19 protein-coding genes are annotated in these 15,138 nt (G+C 37.7%); 13 read left to right on the plus strand and 6 right to left on the minus strand.

What is annotated here, in order from left to right; translation table 11 throughout:
- The first annotated feature begins 21 nt into the window (after positions 1-21).
- Positions 22-1,431: a TIGR00366 family protein gene (locus tag MTO68_RS14930; protein ID WP_004822659.1), complete on the plus strand. Its 1,410-nt coding sequence runs from the start codon at positions 22-24 to the stop codon at positions 1,429-1,431.
- Between the two features lie 534 nt (positions 1,432-1,965).
- On the opposite strand, the gene MTO68_RS14935 is transcribed toward MTO68_RS14930, so the two are convergent.
- From MTO68_RS14935 to MTO68_RS14950, 4 genes are all read right to left on the minus strand, one after another.
- Complete coding sequence (locus MTO68_RS14935; RefSeq protein ID WP_244013140.1) at positions 1,966-2,466, minus strand: hypothetical protein; 501 nt, start codon at positions 2,464-2,466, stop codon at positions 1,966-1,968.
- A 2-nt stretch (positions 2,467-2,468) separates the two neighbouring features.
- Positions 2,469-3,188, minus strand: coding sequence for a hypothetical protein (locus tag MTO68_RS14940; RefSeq protein WP_244013142.1), 720 nt, complete (start codon positions 3,186-3,188; stop codon positions 2,469-2,471).
- A gap of 53 nt (positions 3,189-3,241) precedes the next feature.
- On the minus strand, positions 3,242-3,454 hold the full coding sequence (locus MTO68_RS14945; protein ID WP_244013143.1) for a hypothetical protein: 213 nt from the start codon (positions 3,452-3,454) through the stop codon (positions 3,242-3,244).
- Between the two features lie 121 nt (positions 3,455-3,575).
- Complete coding sequence (locus tag MTO68_RS14950) at positions 3,576-3,905, minus strand: hypothetical protein (RefSeq protein ID WP_244013145.1); 330 nt, start codon at positions 3,903-3,905, stop codon at positions 3,576-3,578.
- 792 nt (positions 3,906-4,697) lie between these two features.
- On the opposite strand from MTO68_RS14950, the gene ybgC reads away from it, so the two are divergent.
- The 7 genes from ybgC (at position 4,698) to pal (ending at position 10,413) form a co-directional block, all read left to right on the plus strand.
- Positions 4,698-5,105, plus strand: a complete 408-nt coding sequence (ybgC, locus tag MTO68_RS14955; RefSeq protein ID WP_004724526.1) for a tol-pal system-associated acyl-CoA thioesterase — start codon at positions 4,698-4,700, stop codon at positions 5,103-5,105.
- A 24-nt stretch (positions 5,106-5,129) separates the two neighbouring features.
- Positions 5,130-5,828, plus strand: coding sequence for a protein TolQ (gene tolQ / locus MTO68_RS14960; protein WP_004724528.1), 699 nt, complete (start codon positions 5,130-5,132; stop codon positions 5,826-5,828).
- On the plus strand, positions 5,828-6,277 hold the full coding sequence (tolR, locus tag MTO68_RS14965; RefSeq protein ID WP_004724530.1) for a protein TolR: 450 nt from the start codon (positions 5,828-5,830) through the stop codon (positions 6,275-6,277). The genes tolQ and tolR overlap by 1 nt, the downstream gene beginning before the upstream one ends.
- Before the next feature lie 3 nt (positions 6,278-6,280).
- A complete protein-coding gene (gene tolA / locus MTO68_RS14970; protein WP_244013147.1) occupies positions 6,281-7,717 on the plus strand; it encodes a cell envelope integrity protein TolA in 1,437 nt (478 codons plus the stop codon).
- A gap of 67 nt (positions 7,718-7,784) precedes the next feature.
- Positions 7,785-8,231: a hypothetical protein gene (locus MTO68_RS14975; RefSeq protein WP_244013149.1), complete on the plus strand. Its 447-nt coding sequence runs from the start codon at positions 7,785-7,787 to the stop codon at positions 8,229-8,231.
- Between the two features lie 277 nt (positions 8,232-8,508).
- A complete protein-coding gene (gene tolB, locus MTO68_RS14980; protein ID WP_004724537.1) occupies positions 8,509-9,792 on the plus strand; it encodes a Tol-Pal system beta propeller repeat protein TolB in 1,284 nt (427 codons plus the stop codon).
- Positions 9,793-9,843: 51 nt separating this feature from the next.
- The gene (gene pal, locus MTO68_RS14985) at positions 9,844-10,413 is read left to right on the plus strand and encodes a peptidoglycan-associated lipoprotein Pal (protein WP_004822680.1); all 570 of its coding nucleotides are present in this window, start codon (positions 9,844-9,846) and stop codon (positions 10,411-10,413) included.
- A 161-nt stretch (positions 10,414-10,574) separates the two neighbouring features.
- On the opposite strand, the gene MTO68_RS14990 is transcribed toward pal, so the two are convergent.
- Positions 10,575-11,180 carry an SMI1/KNR4 family protein gene (locus MTO68_RS14990; RefSeq protein WP_244013151.1) on the minus strand — a complete coding sequence of 202 codons (606 nt, stop codon included), beginning with the start codon at positions 11,178-11,180 and terminating at the stop codon, positions 10,575-10,577.
- 79 nt (positions 11,181-11,259) lie between these two features.
- Positions 11,260-11,445: an NF038105 family protein gene (locus MTO68_RS14995; protein ID WP_004724542.1), complete on the minus strand. Its 186-nt coding sequence runs from the start codon at positions 11,443-11,445 to the stop codon at positions 11,260-11,262.
- Positions 11,446-11,620: 175 nt separating this feature from the next.
- Here MTO68_RS14995 and MTO68_RS15000 point away from each other — a divergent pair, with 175 nt between their 5' ends.
- The 5 genes from MTO68_RS15000 (at position 11,621) to MTO68_RS15020 (ending at position 14,968) form a co-directional block, all read left to right on the plus strand.
- Positions 11,621-12,595, plus strand: a complete 975-nt coding sequence (locus MTO68_RS15000; protein WP_004822685.1) for a class 1 fructose-bisphosphatase — start codon at positions 11,621-11,623, stop codon at positions 12,593-12,595.
- Between the two features lie 110 nt (positions 12,596-12,705).
- Complete coding sequence (locus MTO68_RS15005; protein ID WP_004822686.1) at positions 12,706-13,482, plus strand: RNA methyltransferase; 777 nt, start codon at positions 12,706-12,708, stop codon at positions 13,480-13,482.
- A gap of 155 nt (positions 13,483-13,637) precedes the next feature.
- Positions 13,638-14,252 (plus strand): RNA polymerase sigma factor, encoded by a 615-nt coding sequence (locus MTO68_RS15010; RefSeq protein WP_016539489.1) that lies wholly within the window; start codon positions 13,638-13,640, stop codon positions 14,250-14,252.
- The gene (locus tag MTO68_RS15015; RefSeq protein ID WP_105714121.1) at positions 14,245-14,571 is read left to right on the plus strand and encodes a hypothetical protein; all 327 of its coding nucleotides are present in this window, start codon (positions 14,245-14,247) and stop codon (positions 14,569-14,571) included. The genes MTO68_RS15010 and MTO68_RS15015 overlap by 8 nt, the downstream gene beginning before the upstream one ends.
- On the plus strand, positions 14,561-14,968 hold the full coding sequence (locus MTO68_RS15020) for a DUF3106 domain-containing protein (RefSeq protein WP_004724554.1): 408 nt from the start codon (positions 14,561-14,563) through the stop codon (positions 14,966-14,968). Before MTO68_RS15015 ends, MTO68_RS15020 begins: the two co-directional genes overlap by 11 nt.
- The last annotated feature ends 170 nt before the right edge of the window (positions 14,969-15,138 follow it).

Genomic DNA, 15,138 nt, shown 5'->3' on the forward strand with positions numbered 1-15,138 from the left:
GAATAAATAGGATATTTAAATATGGATAACACTCAGAATATATTACAAAAATTTGCAATAAAAGTCAGTGATTGGTCAGAAAAATGGTTTCCTGATTCCTATATTTTTGCCCTGTTAGGCGTCATCATTGTTGCCATAGCTGCGATTGGAATAGGAGCCTCTGTTCAGGATGTCGCAATTTCATTTGGCAATGGTTTCTGGAGTTTGATTCCATTTACGATGCAAATGTGTATGTTGATTGTCGTTGGTTATGTGGTTTCAGTATCTAAACCCGTCGAAATGCTGATCCAAAAAATGGCTCAGATTCCCACATCTGGAAGGAATGCTATCGTTTTTGTAGCGACCGTCAGTCTCTTGATTTCACTGATTAACTGGGCCATGAGTACGGTTTTAACTGCCCTTTTGGTGATTGCACTATCCAAGCGTAAAGAGCTGAATATGGATTATCGTGCAGCTGCCGCAGCCGCTATTATTGGTATGGGTGCAACTTGGGCACTGGGTATTAGTTCTTCCGCTGCCCAGTTACAGGCAAACAAAGCAAGCTTACCTGAACCACTTTATAACTTAACGGGTATCATTCCTTTTACTGAAACGATCTTTTTACCACAGTCTATGATTATGACTGCCGTATTGATTATCGTATCAATTGCCATTGCATTCTGGTCTGCACCTAAAGGCAATAGCATAAAAACCATTGATGAATTTGATATTCATTTTGAAGATGAAAAGACCGAAGTCCAAAGCAAAAAACGCCCAGGTGACTGGCTGGAAAACTCCCCTATTCTGAGCATTTTAATTGTGGTTTTAGGTCTGATCTGGATGTTTAATGAATTTACAAAAAGCAATCCGATTATTGCCATTTCCAGTTTAAACACTTACAACTTTATCTTCTTAATGCTCGGTATTGCTTTACACGGAACGCCTCGAAATTTTTTAAATGCAGTTTCTAAAGCTGTCCCTGCGGTTTCTGGCGTACTGATTCAATTTCCACTCTATGGAAGTATTGCTTTTATTATGACAAGTGCTATGAACGCACAGGATTTATCTCTATCTCATTATATTGCTGAATTCTTTGTATCGATTGCATCCAAAGAAACTTTCGCAATTGTTATGGGGTTATATTCGGCTATTTTAGGCTTTTTCATTCCATCAGGTGGTGGTAAGTGGATTATTGAAGCACCTTATGTCATGCAGGCTGCACACGATTTAAAAGTACATTTAGGCTGGTCTGTTCAGATTTATAATGCAGCAGAAGCTTTACCCAATTTAATTAACCCTTTCTTTATGTTACCTATGCTGGGAATTTTAAAGTTAAAAGCCAAAGATGTTATTGGATTTACAGTTACTCAGCTTGTCTTCCATTTACCCTTGGTTTTATTCTTATTGTGGATTCTTGGACGTACTTTAACGTATATGCCCCCTACTTTTTAGGATGTAAAAGATTTCGTTGTAAAAAGTTATTTAAACGGCTTATTCAATATAATCTTCTGATGAATAAGCCGACATTTAAATTGATCATAGCAAGTATTGATCCTCTTACAAACGAGCTTTAATTAATTGTAGGAATATCGTTATGTTCTTTATTGATAGATATGCAATAAACAACACAGGAATGCATAGCAACATGCGTAATAAATTCGAATTCCAAATTCTAATATTTATATAAAATCCAACAATATCAAGCAATAATTAGAATTAACTAACAAAATATTAAATCAACATATTCAATTGGTTATGTAAATTCAACTTTAACAAGCAATATTTAGGAATATTTAGCAGTCTATTTTTGGTCTACTATGGGTCTACTTTTTCAATATTCTTAATAAGTAGACTTAAGAGATAAAATCAACTTAGTTTTATTCATTTTTGGAAATCACAAAGATTAAAAAAGGGCCTGTACAATTGACAGCCCCTTATTGACTACACTTTTAGTGTGGTTATCTTCAGATACTCAAATTGTGAGTATCAACAATGTTTCCTTTTAAATTTGATAATAAATTCTTTTTGAGCTTCACTAAAAACATGATTATCTTCACCCCATCGTGCATTTAGCCTAACACCAAAACTATCCATAAAAGCCTTGTTTTTATCAGTTGTTAGGAAGTGATAAATCGCAGCAGGGAAATAGAATTTAAAACCTTCCGAACTTAAACTATAACACTCTTGTCCAAAATAATATAAATACTCATAGCTCACATCTTTCCATGTTCTGATCCGCTCATTTGGCCTACTACGTGAGTGAGCTGCTTCAAGTCCAATTTGTAAGTAAAATTCTGGCCAATCAAAGTTAATTTTAAGAAACAAGTCTTCAGTAGACATTTGCCTTTGTGATAGGAAATCATCATCAATTTGGTCAAAATAACAATAATAAGTATCGAAAAAATCACATTCTAACAATGAGCGATTTTCACCCAATTCAAAAGGTGGAAAAGTTTTCTCAAGTTGATCTTTAATATCTGCATTCATAATTAATTTTCACATAGACTCAAGGCATTTTGTGCATCAATCAAAGCAATAGCGTGGTTTGGATCAGGAGGTAACCAACAAGCATTTTCTTGAACTCTTGCATTGATTAAATTTCTAAAAAGAGTTGCATTAGCTGCTTTCACAGTTGTATCTGTTACATTCTTACAACTTTTCCCTCTTGTAGCATTTTTAGCATCTCTTGTGGCGCGAGTGTATGGCATAAATAGAGATTTATCACAAACCCAGCAACTACCATTTCTAACAATACCGCTTGGACATTTAGAATTGTTATCCAACTCATCAGCTATTGGTTTAGCTTTAGAATCATCCTGTTCAGCCTCTGACAAAATATTTGTAGCTGCTGCTAAAACAGTAAACTGTGCATCAAGATTATCACTTTCTGCATTTTCAATGACTTGTTGGGCAACGGTTATGAGGGAGAGGTTTTTTTGTTCAATAGGTTCGATACGTGCAACACGTTGCGTAGGCTGATAAGCATCATATCTATTTTGTTCAGCATTATAACCAACACAAACAGGATATTCCCTATCTGATCGATCAACAGATACAAACGTCCAACCAAATCCTGTCTTATTCCAAAAGGCACTGCATGCAGCAGTGGCAGAATTATATAAAACACCATTATATACCCATTGATAAGTAGGGTCTGATTCTGAGTTAGGAGGATAATATTTAATTTGGTTATTAGCAGGATCTAGCACCCATTCCACAGCACCTAATAATTGCTCTACTGCAAAAGTTAGCGCATATCCAGCTAGCCACCACGTAAAACTTTAGCAACTTGCGATGCGTTTGGAGTAATTAAAACTGACGACATAACTGGGCCTTTTGTCGCATCATATAAGATGGATCCTCCAACAGCAGTTGGATTTAATAGATTCCATCCATTAATTGTTACAGCATTAACCAATGCTAAATTCAATAAAAATAATAAGGAAGCTAGGAAAATTACTATTCTTCTAAACATGTATATTTTTCTCTTTGTAAGGTTATAAGGAATATTAATAATTGTTTTCAACCTATTAGTATAAACATGCTCAAAAACAACATGAAAATGATGAAATGAACTTTGGTAAATTTACTCAAAATTATTTTAGTTGGGATGAGTTATTTACCTTATTTGATTTTAAGCACGATTTTTTCCAGCCAGTGACAAACTCATTTATGACCTTCTGCTGCCCTAGCATTGTTACATACACGGGCTTAGATAGCGCATCAGCAATCATGTCCTCTAATAATTGAACTTGATGTTCCATTAACCCATCCTTTGTATCATCAAATACTTTCTTTAAATCAATCCCTCCTTGGCGCATTTGAATGATCATGTCGGCTGTCTCTTCAACAATTTTGCATTCATCAGCTTCATTTGCGAAAGCAGAAGAACTTAACAATAAAAGTAATAGAATTTTAAATTTCATATTTTTGCTCTTAGAATTTGAAATATTAAATAAAAATTGGCTAAAACTAGTTACACAAACTAACATTTTATGAAACTTTTCTACATTACAATTTTATCAAAACTATATAAAAAGGGAATATCTGAGTAAATATCTAAAATATACACTGATTACGGTTGGGGTTTTACTTATTCTTGGAGTGCTATTTTTCTTAAACTTCATGAGAATTTGTTAATTTAATTTAAATAAGCCCTCACTCAGAGGTCCATGCTTCAATCAATCTTTCTGTATCAGCTGCTTTACCATTGCGCGATATTTTGTAATTTAACTTTTTAGTATGGTCGTGAGGATAATACAGTACTCAGTGATACCACTTCATTAACAGAATCCACAAGCTAATCTCCTTCAGCCCTACTCTCCTCATTCGGATTGTAATCTTGTGCCATTTGAGAAAGCATGCCTTGTGCTAAAATTCGCGCCAAAGTCAGGGTTAAACTCTTGTGCAAATTTATAAGTGGGGCAAATCAATTTACTTTTCTACAATATAGCCTCTAAAGCTTATATACACGTACTGTTCAAGCAACAGTCTGCTGTTCATGTAGATTTCCGTTTCTCTCAAAACATCTCATAGATGCTTTTGGTATAGTTGATAGGTTCACTTATAAATATCGTAAAATTCAATCAAGCAATCAGATCAGCAATATAAAAAGCTCTTGTTTTTTTAACTGACTGATTTGAAATTGAATCAGCGCAAGTAAATACTGGCAAGCAATTGATAGATATGCAATAAACAACACAGGAATGCATAGCAACATGAGTAATAAATTCGAATTCCAAATCCGTGTATATATCGAAGATACAGATGCAGGCGGTATCGTATACCATGCCAATCATATCCGCTTTATGGAACGTGCACGGACAGAATGGCTACGTGCATCCGGTATTGACCACTATTGGCATCAAAAAGATTACAATTTTGTCGTGCATAAAATTGCATTGAAATATTCTCGCCCTATACTCATGGACGATCTTATTACTGTTACAGCAAGTGTAGTTTCATGTAAAGCTTCGTCATTTGTGTTGCAACAGAATATATATCGTGGTGAAATCATGCTTGCTTCTGGCGAGGTGGAATTGGCATGTTTAAGTACAGATATGAAACCTCGTAGAATTCCTGACGAAATCCGTGATTTAATTCTTCGAGAATTAGCTCACGAATAAAAAATACTTTTGGCACATGTAACTATGGCAACACAACTAGAATCTTCTTTACACATCTCTGATTTAATTTTACAAGCAAGCCCTGTGGTTCAATTGGTGATGCTAATCTTAGTACTCGCATCCGTTTTTAGTTGGTATTTGATTGCCAAGTTGCATATGGGCTATAAGAAAGCACATCAAGGCGATGAGCATTTCCAAAAAATCTTCTGGTCTGGTGCTGAACTCAATACCTTATATAACAATGCTCAGCTTAATTCTAAGCGAAGCGGTTTAGAAGATATTTTCTATCAGGGTTTAAGTGAGTTTTTAAAACTTAAAAAACGTCATGCTGAAACTGCATCGATGATTGAAGGTACTGAACGTATCTTGCGTGTAGGACTCAGTCGTGACCAAGGTCGTTTAGAGCAAGGCTTAAGCTCTCTCGCCAGTATCGGTTCTGTCGCACCTTATATTGGTTTATTTGGTACTGTTTGGGGCATTATGAGTGCATTCATTGGCTTAGCTCAGGTTGAACAAGTTACCTTAGCCACTGTTGCACCAGGTATTGCTGAAGCATTGATTGCAACTGCGATTGGTTTATTTGCTGCAATACCAGCGGTACTAGCATTTAACCATTACACTGCAAAAGGCGAAGAAATTTATTCAGATCGTGCATTATTTGCAGAAGAAATGGTGGCGCTATTACAACGTCAGTCTGTGGGAACTACACAGGAAGATGAATAATGACAATCCAACGTTCTGGACGTTTTGAACGCGTCAAAAAACCTTTAAAAAGTGATATGAATGTCGTTCCATATATCGACGTCATGTTGGTTTTATTGGTTATTTTTATGGTGACAGCACCCATGATTACCACGGGTGTTAAAGTTGATTTACCTCAAGCAAACAATAATCCGATTCAATCTGAAGATCGACCAGCCATCGTGACTTTAGAAGCAGATGGTACGATTAAACTTGAAGACAAAAACCATAAAAATGAGGTTTTAACTTTAGATGAGTTAAAAACAGTACTTACAGAAAATCAGCAACAGGCTCAAGCAAATAACAAGCAATTGAGTGTCTTGATCAATGGTAGTGAATCACGCCCTTATGGTGAAGTCATGAAACTCATGTCTACACTGCAAGATGCTGGTTTAAGCCAAGTGGGTTTACTGACAGAGTCTGTAAAGTAAGTTATGAAAAATATTCAAAAGCCACAATCTAAAGAAAAAGCGATTGCACTTGGATTTACCCTAGGTATTCATGTGGTGGCGATTACTGGCTTACTTTTTCTCGGTTTAAGTCAACCACCTGAGCCACCCAAGCAAATTAAAACCGTTTTAATTAAGCCTGAAGATTTACCACCGCCTGAACCCAAGCCTTTAGTAGAAACTGATGCCACTGAAACGGCAGATAGCAAGGTTGCAGAAAATACTCAGCAAACAGCGGAACCCGATCAAACTGCACCAGAAATTCCAACTGAAGCAAATAATGCACCAGATACTAAGGCGATAGATGCACAAAAAGCTGCCGAACAGGCCAAGGCAGCCGCATTAGAACAGCAATTGGCTATGGCAGCGGCTAAAACAGCACAAGAAAAAGCCTTAAAACTTTCTCAAGCTAAAGCAGATGCTGCTGAAAAAGCCAAACAAGAGGCAGCTGAAAAAGTAAAGCAGGCTAAAAATGCTGCTGAGAAAGCTAAGGCTGAAGCTGAAGCAAGATCTAAAGCAGATGCAGCAGCTAAGGCCAAGCAAGAGGCGCTTCAAAAAGCCAAAGCGGATGCTGCGGAAAAAGCTAGACTCGCAAGACTCAATGCCGAAGCAAAAAGCAAAGCAGAAGCTGCTGAAAAAGTCAGGAAAGAAGCCGCAGATAAGGCCCAACAGGCCAAAGCGGATGCTGCTGCAAAAGCCAAGGCGGATGCTAATGCAAAAGCCAAGGCAGAAGCTGCTGCAAAAGCTAAGGCAGAAGCTGCTGAAAAAGCCAGAGCGGATGCTAATGCAAAAGCTAAAGCTGACGCTGCTGCAAAGGCTAAAGCGGATGCTAATGCAAAAGCCAAAGCGGACGCTGCTGCAAAGGCTAAGGCAGATGCTGCTGCAAAAGCCAAGGCAGACGCTGCTGAAAAAGCCAAGGCAGATGCTAATGCAAAAGCCAAAGCGGACGCTGCTGCAAAGGCTAAAGCAGATGCTGCTGCAAAAGCCAAAGCAGATGCTGCAGCAAAGGCTAAAGCAGATGCTGCTGCAAAAGCCAAAGCGGATGCGGACGCAAAACGTAAAGCTGATCTAGCACGCGAATTAGATGAAGAAAAAGCCTCTGCTGCTGAAAAAGCCAAAGAAGCTGCTGCAAATAAAAAGGCAGAAGCGAGAAAAGTTGCATCTTCTGCGAAAAAGGACTTCGAAAGTAAAGTCCGGAATGCTTGGCGTATGCCAGCTGGCTCAACAGGTCAAAAGGCAACAGCTCGTGTTACACTAACGGATAGCGGTTCTGTGGCCTCGATCATTGTCAATGCATCAGATCCAGATGTAAAAGCAAGTGTGGAACAAGCAGTTCGCAATGCTGCACCTTTCCCAATGCCATCTGATCCAGATGCCAGACGCGAAGCACGAAGTTTTAGTGCAAATTTTACAGTGAAATAATTTTAAAATTACACCCTGTCTTGGCAGGGTGTAATTTAATGCAAGAACAATCACTCGGAAAAATCAAATGCGAGTTAAACCCATATTTGTAGCAATTTCATTATTTTTTCCAACTGCATTATTATTTGCAAAAAATATCGAGCAAGAAAAAATACTTGAAGTAAATACGCAACAACACCCACCTTCTGCGTCATACGAAAACAAACCGTCTGTACCAACAACAGAAGCATTACTTCAACAAAGTCAAATGGCTCAGCGGATAAATACCGCTAGAGTCAATCGGATTGTTAAAAAGTTGAAAAATTTAACAATTATCCAAGAAAATGCCGATGTTATTATTTACTTAGATGACAGCGGGAATATAAAAGATATTTTAATCACAGAACAAGACAGCGAAGCGTTTTCAAACGCAATCAAAACGGCGATTCAGCAAACAGCACCTTTTGAAATGTCTAAACAGTCATCGCTCAATCAATTATTAAAAGTGATTCGCATCAAATTCCGTGTTGAATAAGACTCTATTCAACACGAGATAATATATTTTAATGGCAGCAACAATGACATTGTTGTCAAATCAATAAAAAAGTAATTTTTAAAACTGCACCATTTACAATGCCCAAAGATCAAGACGAAATTCATTGGTGTAATAAATTTGAATTTAATTTTTTTAGTAAATCTGTTCAATGATAATCTTTTGTTCACAATTACATGCTTTATATAGATTAAAATCATGTCTTTGTGCTACAAAGCTAAGCATAGTTAAAAATTGATATTTGAGTACATGAAGTCCAATGAAAATCATGCCTAAACATCTATTAGGATTCGCAATTATTGTTGCATTTAGTCCAGCATTGATCACCACATCATATGCACAATTGCAATTAGAAATTGCCAAAGCACCTGAATCTGCACCTAAAATTGCCATCATTCCATTTAGTAATGATCAATCTATCTACCCTATTGTTGAACAAGATTTAAATCGCTCTGGGCGCTTTACCAGTTCATCAAAAAATCTTCCTGCTACTGCAAACATAAACAATATAAATGCAGAAGCATGGAAAGCGGCTGGGGTTCCTTATGTGGTTTTAGGTGACTCTAAAACCAATGCAGATGGTTCATTGGCAGTACATTACCAACTCTATGATGTTGAAAAGCAGAAATTCCTATTAAATGAATTGCTCTCGATTCCAGCATCACGTGTGCGTTCTGCGGCACATATGATCAGTGACGCAATTTATCAAGCGCTTACAGGGATTCAAGGCGACTTCACAGGACGTATTGCTTATGTGTTACGTAACCCTGCAACACCAGAGACTCGTTATACCTTACAAATTGCAGATACCGATGGTGAGCAACCTAAAACAGTATTAAGTTCAAGAGATCCTATTCTCTCACCTGCTTGGACGCCAGATGCGAAAAAAATTGCTTATGTTTCATTTGAAACCAAGCGCCCTGCTATTTATATCCAAGACTTAGCCACAGGTGCACGAGAAAAACTCGCTGCATTTCGCGGTTTAAATGGTGCACCAAGTTTCTCTCCTGATGGGAAATCAATGCTGTTTACTGCGTCTATGCATGGAAATCCTGAAGTTTATCAAATGGATTTAGATTCACGCCAAGTGAAGCGCATGACCAACGATAGCGCAATTGACACAGAAGCACGTTATGCTCCAGATGGAAAATCATTTATTTTCACATCTGACCGTGGTGGATCAGCACAAATTTACCGTTATAGTTTTGATGATGGCTCGACCAAACGTTTAACTTTCCGTGGTGCATTTAATGCACGTGGTACATTAAGTGCTGATGGTAAATATGTGGCATTGGTACACCGCCCTTCTGGTAGTAACTACAAAGTTGCCATTCAGGAAATTTCTACAGGTATCACCAATATTTTGACACCAACAAGTTTAGATGAATCACCAAGCTTTTCTCCAAATGGGCAAATGGTGGTTTATGCAACACGTGAGGGTAATCGTGGCTTATTGGCAATCATGTCTACAGATGGTCGCTTCCGCATGAACTTACCAAGCGAACAAGGTGAAGTACGTGAACCTGCTTGGGCCCCTAAATAATTTAATCAAGATGTAAATCACTTATTTAAAATTGAAATACCGGAGATCAACATGAAGTCAATTCAATATCTAGCTTTACCCTTATTAGCAGCAAGCTTAGTGATGACAGGTTGTGCAAGCCGTAAACCTGCTGCCACTGTAGAGTCAGGAACCAATCCAAATAGTGCGACGACAGTAAATACCAGTGGTTTAAGTGAAGATGCTGCTTTAAATGCACAAAATTTAAATGGTGCTTCATCTAAAGGCGTGACTGAAGCCAATAAAGCATTTTTAGCAAAACGTGTGGTACATTTTGATTATGACAGTAGTGATCTTTCCAATGATGACTACCAAACACTACAAGCACATGCGCAGTTCTTGATTGCCAATGCCAACTCTAAAGTGGCATTAACAGGTCATACAGATGAACGTGGTACGCGTGAGTACAACATGGCTTTAGGTGAGCGTCGTGCTAAAGCCGTTGAAAGCTACCTGATCACCAATGGTGTTAAAGCAAACCAATTAGAAGCAGTAAGCTACGGTAAGGAAATGCCGATCAATGCTGGTCATGATGAAGCGGCTTGGAAAGAAAACCGCCGTGTTGAAATCAACTACGAAGCCGTTCCTCCTCTTTTAAAATAATGCCAAAGTTGCATTATTAAAATAGACCATAAAAAATGCCCAATTCAATTGGGCATTTTTACCAGAGCTTATTCTTATTCAGCGCTTTCCTATTTCAAGATAAAATTTTGATTTAGTACAGTAAAATAAGAAACTGCTTAGCATGTTCAAGGTAATTTATATTAATAACGCCATTTCTTGAGTATTTGCTCATTAAATAACGCAATAAACCGTTCCTCTACCCATTCATCCACCTCATCTGGATGCGCTTCAGCAAAAAACTCAGACTGTACTAAAATCAGACAACCTTTAATATAGTCATCCACACAGTCCAATATTTTACTTAAATAAGGCGTGTCGTCATGATCAAAGTAATAGATTTCTTTGCTGATGTCATGAAAGCAAAACATATTGCCATTACCAAGATAATCACTAAATGTAATCAGATGAGGTAAAACTGCTAAATCGGCCTGACTAAATTCAGGCGCATATTGCGGTGCATTTGCCCAAATATCTTTTAAGTAGCCAATATCATCAAATTGCTGCAATTGTTCACCAATATCAGCAATCCCAAAGTGTTGATAGAAGATCGTTAAAGATTCAGGTAAGCGACAATTTAAACGCTGTTCAAGTTTTAAAATTTGCTCATCATCAATTGCAGGTGCAATCTCATCATCATTTAAATCAGCAAAAGATTCTAAAATTAGGCGAGTTTTAACATCCCACTCCGCTTCACCAATGTTATTAAATGGAATGATAATGTCTGTTTTGTGATCAATCTCTATCATGAAGATTTATTGTTCGGAGTTAATATAAAATAAATGAATAGAAAAAAGCGCTCATATCGCAATGAACGCTTTTTATTGATTAAGCCTTTGACTCATCTGGCTTGGGGCTTTGCATAGATTCAATCATGTCATGCTTATTGAATTCCTTGAATTCAGGCTTAGCTTCGTAATTCTTCCATGCTTCTTTCACTTTTTCAGCACTAATATCTTTTAAATCAATGCTTTCATTTGGAGTCGGAGTCGCTTCAAACTTTGTCGTTGTCATGTCAGTGCTCCTATACGCTATTGTACGTATATTCAACATAACACTTTCTAAAATACTTTCAAGGGTAATTTCACGACAAATAACACAGGATAATTTCTATTTTGTGCTGAACTCATCTAAAATAGCCTCCATTATTTGGTTTGTAAAAATTTATCGCTTTTGGAGCACCTCTGATATGTCATATCGCACCCTATCCCAATATTTAGAACAACAACAAGGGAACTTAACACCTGAACTTGCCAATGTGATTGAAACAATTGCCAATACCTGTAAAACCATCGATCAGGCTTTACAGAAAGGTGCTTTAGCTGGTGTCTTGGGGAGTGCACAACATGAAAATGTACAAGGTGAAGAGCAAAAAAAACTTGATGTGATTTCAAATGATTATTTGATTGATGCTTTAAAAGCCAATCCAAATGTAGGCGGACTCGCATCTGAAGAATTAGATGAATTTACCCCAGCTCAAGACAATGGCAAATATTTGGTTTTATTTGATCCATTAGATGGTTCAAGTAATATTGACATTAATATGTGTGTAGGAACAATTTTTTCTATCCTTCCTGCTCAAAATGCCGTAACGCAAGCTGAAGACTTCATGCAAGCAGGGATTCAACAAGTTTCAGCAGGTTATGTACTTTATGGCCCATCGACAATGATGGCTTTGACCGTTGGTGCGGGTGTTGTATTCTTCACTTACGACCCTGAAGAAAAGCAATTCTTGCTCACTTCTGAAAATATTCAAGTGGCTGCGGATACCAAAGAGTTTGCGATTAACTCATCAAACCAACGTCATTGGGAAGCGCCTGTAAAGCGTTATATTGATGAACTACAAGCAGGTAAAACATCTATACGTGAAAAAGATTTCAATATGCGTTGGGTGGCGTGTATGGTAGGTGATATTCATCGTATTTTATGTCGTAGCGGTATTTTCTTATATCCATACGATACTAAAGATCCTAAAAAAGCAGGTCGTCTACGTTTAATGTATGAAGCCAACCCAATGAGTATGTTAATGGAACAAGCTGGCGGCGCATCGACTACAGGTCGTACACGTATTTTAGAGATTCAACCGACTGAGTTACATCAACGTGTTCCTGTTATCATTGGTTCTAAGAATGAAGTTGAGCTTGTTACCGGCTACCATAACTAATTCTTCTCTTTTCTTACTCTCTATTTAGGGAGTAACGCCAGCTAGGGTCTGTTGCAATTTCTTTATAGAATGATCACAGACCCTACTTAATTTTTTGGACGTACTCTCCCATGCCTACAATTTTCCTTGAATCAAAAGACAATCCCAAAATTAAACACCTCAGAGGTTTAATTGAACAAAATGCTTACCGTAAAAAACAAGGACAAACTGTACTTGAGGGAACCCATCTTACGCTTGCATGGTTAGAAAAAGGTCGAAAAATTAATTCAATTTTCACCACTGAACATGCCTTAGATCATGAAGATTTAGGCAGCATCCTTGACCAATATCAAGGTATCGTGTTTGTGGTCGGTGAATCTTTATACAAAGATTTAAGTACCCTTGGGACCAGCCTTGCATGTCTAGCCATTGTGGATTTACCGAGTTCAACTCAGGCACTGAATTTTACTGAAGACACGCTAATTCTTGAAAATGTCCAAGATCCAGGCAATGTAGGTACATTACTCAGATCAGCGGCTGCTGCGGGTATTGAACAAATTGTCTGTACCAAAGGTTCTGCATCATTATGGTCACCGCGAGTATTACGTGCCGGTATGGGTGCGCATTTTTCATTACACACATATGAAAACGTGATCCTTGAAGACCTGCTCAAGCAATTTAAAATTCCTGTGTATGTGACCAGTTCGCATCAGGCAGAAAGCCTTTACACTAAAAACCTGCGCAAACAATGTGTTTGGATTTTAGGTAATGAAGGTCAAGGTGTTTCAGATTTCGCCCTTAAACGCGCAGAAGCGGTATCTATTCCGCAACCCGGTGGTCAAGAATCCCTCAATGTTGCAGTTGCTGGCTCGATTTGTTTCTTTGAAATGGTTAGACAACGACTATAAGGTTAATTTATTTTAAATATTGCCCGTTATTGGAAAAAATCATTTAAACTGAAAAAAATAATTGATTTACATGTCAACCCAAACCATTTTTTTAACGTTATAGAGATATGAATTTAAAATAATGGTGGGTACCCATGACGGGATTTTCCATCTCTATGGACTTAGCACCAAAGAAGTCACAGTCTGAAACAGCAAGTGCTCAAACGAGTACGAGTGAGCAGCGCCTGCGTTTTTTCATGCAGGACGTGACGGGTCGTGCCCTAGTGATGATGGAAAATGCAACCCAAGGTCACAATGGGATTGCGATGGATTTGGTACAGGAAGCATTTATTTCCTTACATAAATCTTATGCTGAGAAATCTACTGAAGAATGGTATCCACTGTTCTATACAATTTTAAATAACAAATTACAAGATTGGCGACGCAAAGAAGCACGACGCGCTTCTCCATTTTCGTTATTTCGAAAAATTGATTTAGATTCTGATGATGAAGAAGCTATGGAAATTGTGGATGAGTCCACACCTAATCCACTTCAATTTCTAGATCAAGATGTCACCGTTGAGGAAATTCAAGAAGCTATTAGCCGCCTCCCTGTACGCCAGCAACAAGCATTTATGTTACGTGCTTGGGAAGGATTTGATACTCAAACCACTGCATCTATTATGAACTGTACAGAAGGTAGTGTAAAAACTCATTATCACAGAGCTATTCAAGGACTAAGAACTTCGCTCTCACATTTAAATCCGTATGGAGGTTCATCACATGAATAATGATGATTTCACCAAACAAGTGACGGCAAAACTGGATGAAGCTGCACGTCATCACCGCAATAAAGCAGTGGTGATGAACAATGTGCTTGACCATATCCAAGATAAACAAACCTCACGTTTTGGTCACTGGAAAATGACTGGTTTTGCACTTGCAGCGGCAATTACTGGTTTTGTTGTGATTCCCAATGCTTTTGATATATCACCAGAATCACAAACCCCACAACAAGTGGTGATTAGTCCTAAACTTTCACCTCAAATGATGGAAGATTTAGACATGTTATCGGTATTTGGTGAGGATAAAAATTCTCATGGCAGCTAGAAAATTAGCTTTGGCATTTTGTGCTATTGGTTTTCTACAAACAAGTTTTGCTGGATTTGAACGTTTTTGGATTTTTTCTAAAGATGCGAACAGTCAAGTCAATGAAACATGGGATGCCCTTTCTGAGGATGAGCAAAAGGCACTGATTAAGCGCTATCAAAATTTAAAAGAAATTCCGACTGATCAAAGTGCAGCACTGCAACAACGCATGGATTGGTTTACTCAGCTTCCTGAACAAGAAAAGCAAAAAATGCGTGAAGTTTGGCAGCAAATGAGCACTGCTGAGCGCAACGAAATGCGTAAAAAAATGCAAAAAGCATCAACATCTGATGAACGTAATGAAATTCGTGAACAATATATGGTGAAATATCAACAGAATATCACGGGTTCACACTAAGCATATTTTTAAATTTCATTCATTGCCAGTTATTTAACTGGCTTTTTATCGTCAAAATCAAAACACACCACTACTAACAATTCTCCCCTCTCATAATTTTAAAATTAAAATGCTGAATTTCTAATTTTCAGGCATAAAAAAACCTGCACAAGGCAGGTTTTTCATCACTT

Origin of the sequence: Acinetobacter sp. NyZ410, assembly GCF_022828975.1 — a bacterium.
Classification (GTDB): Bacteria; Pseudomonadota; Gammaproteobacteria; order Pseudomonadales; family Moraxellaceae; genus Acinetobacter; species Acinetobacter guillouiae.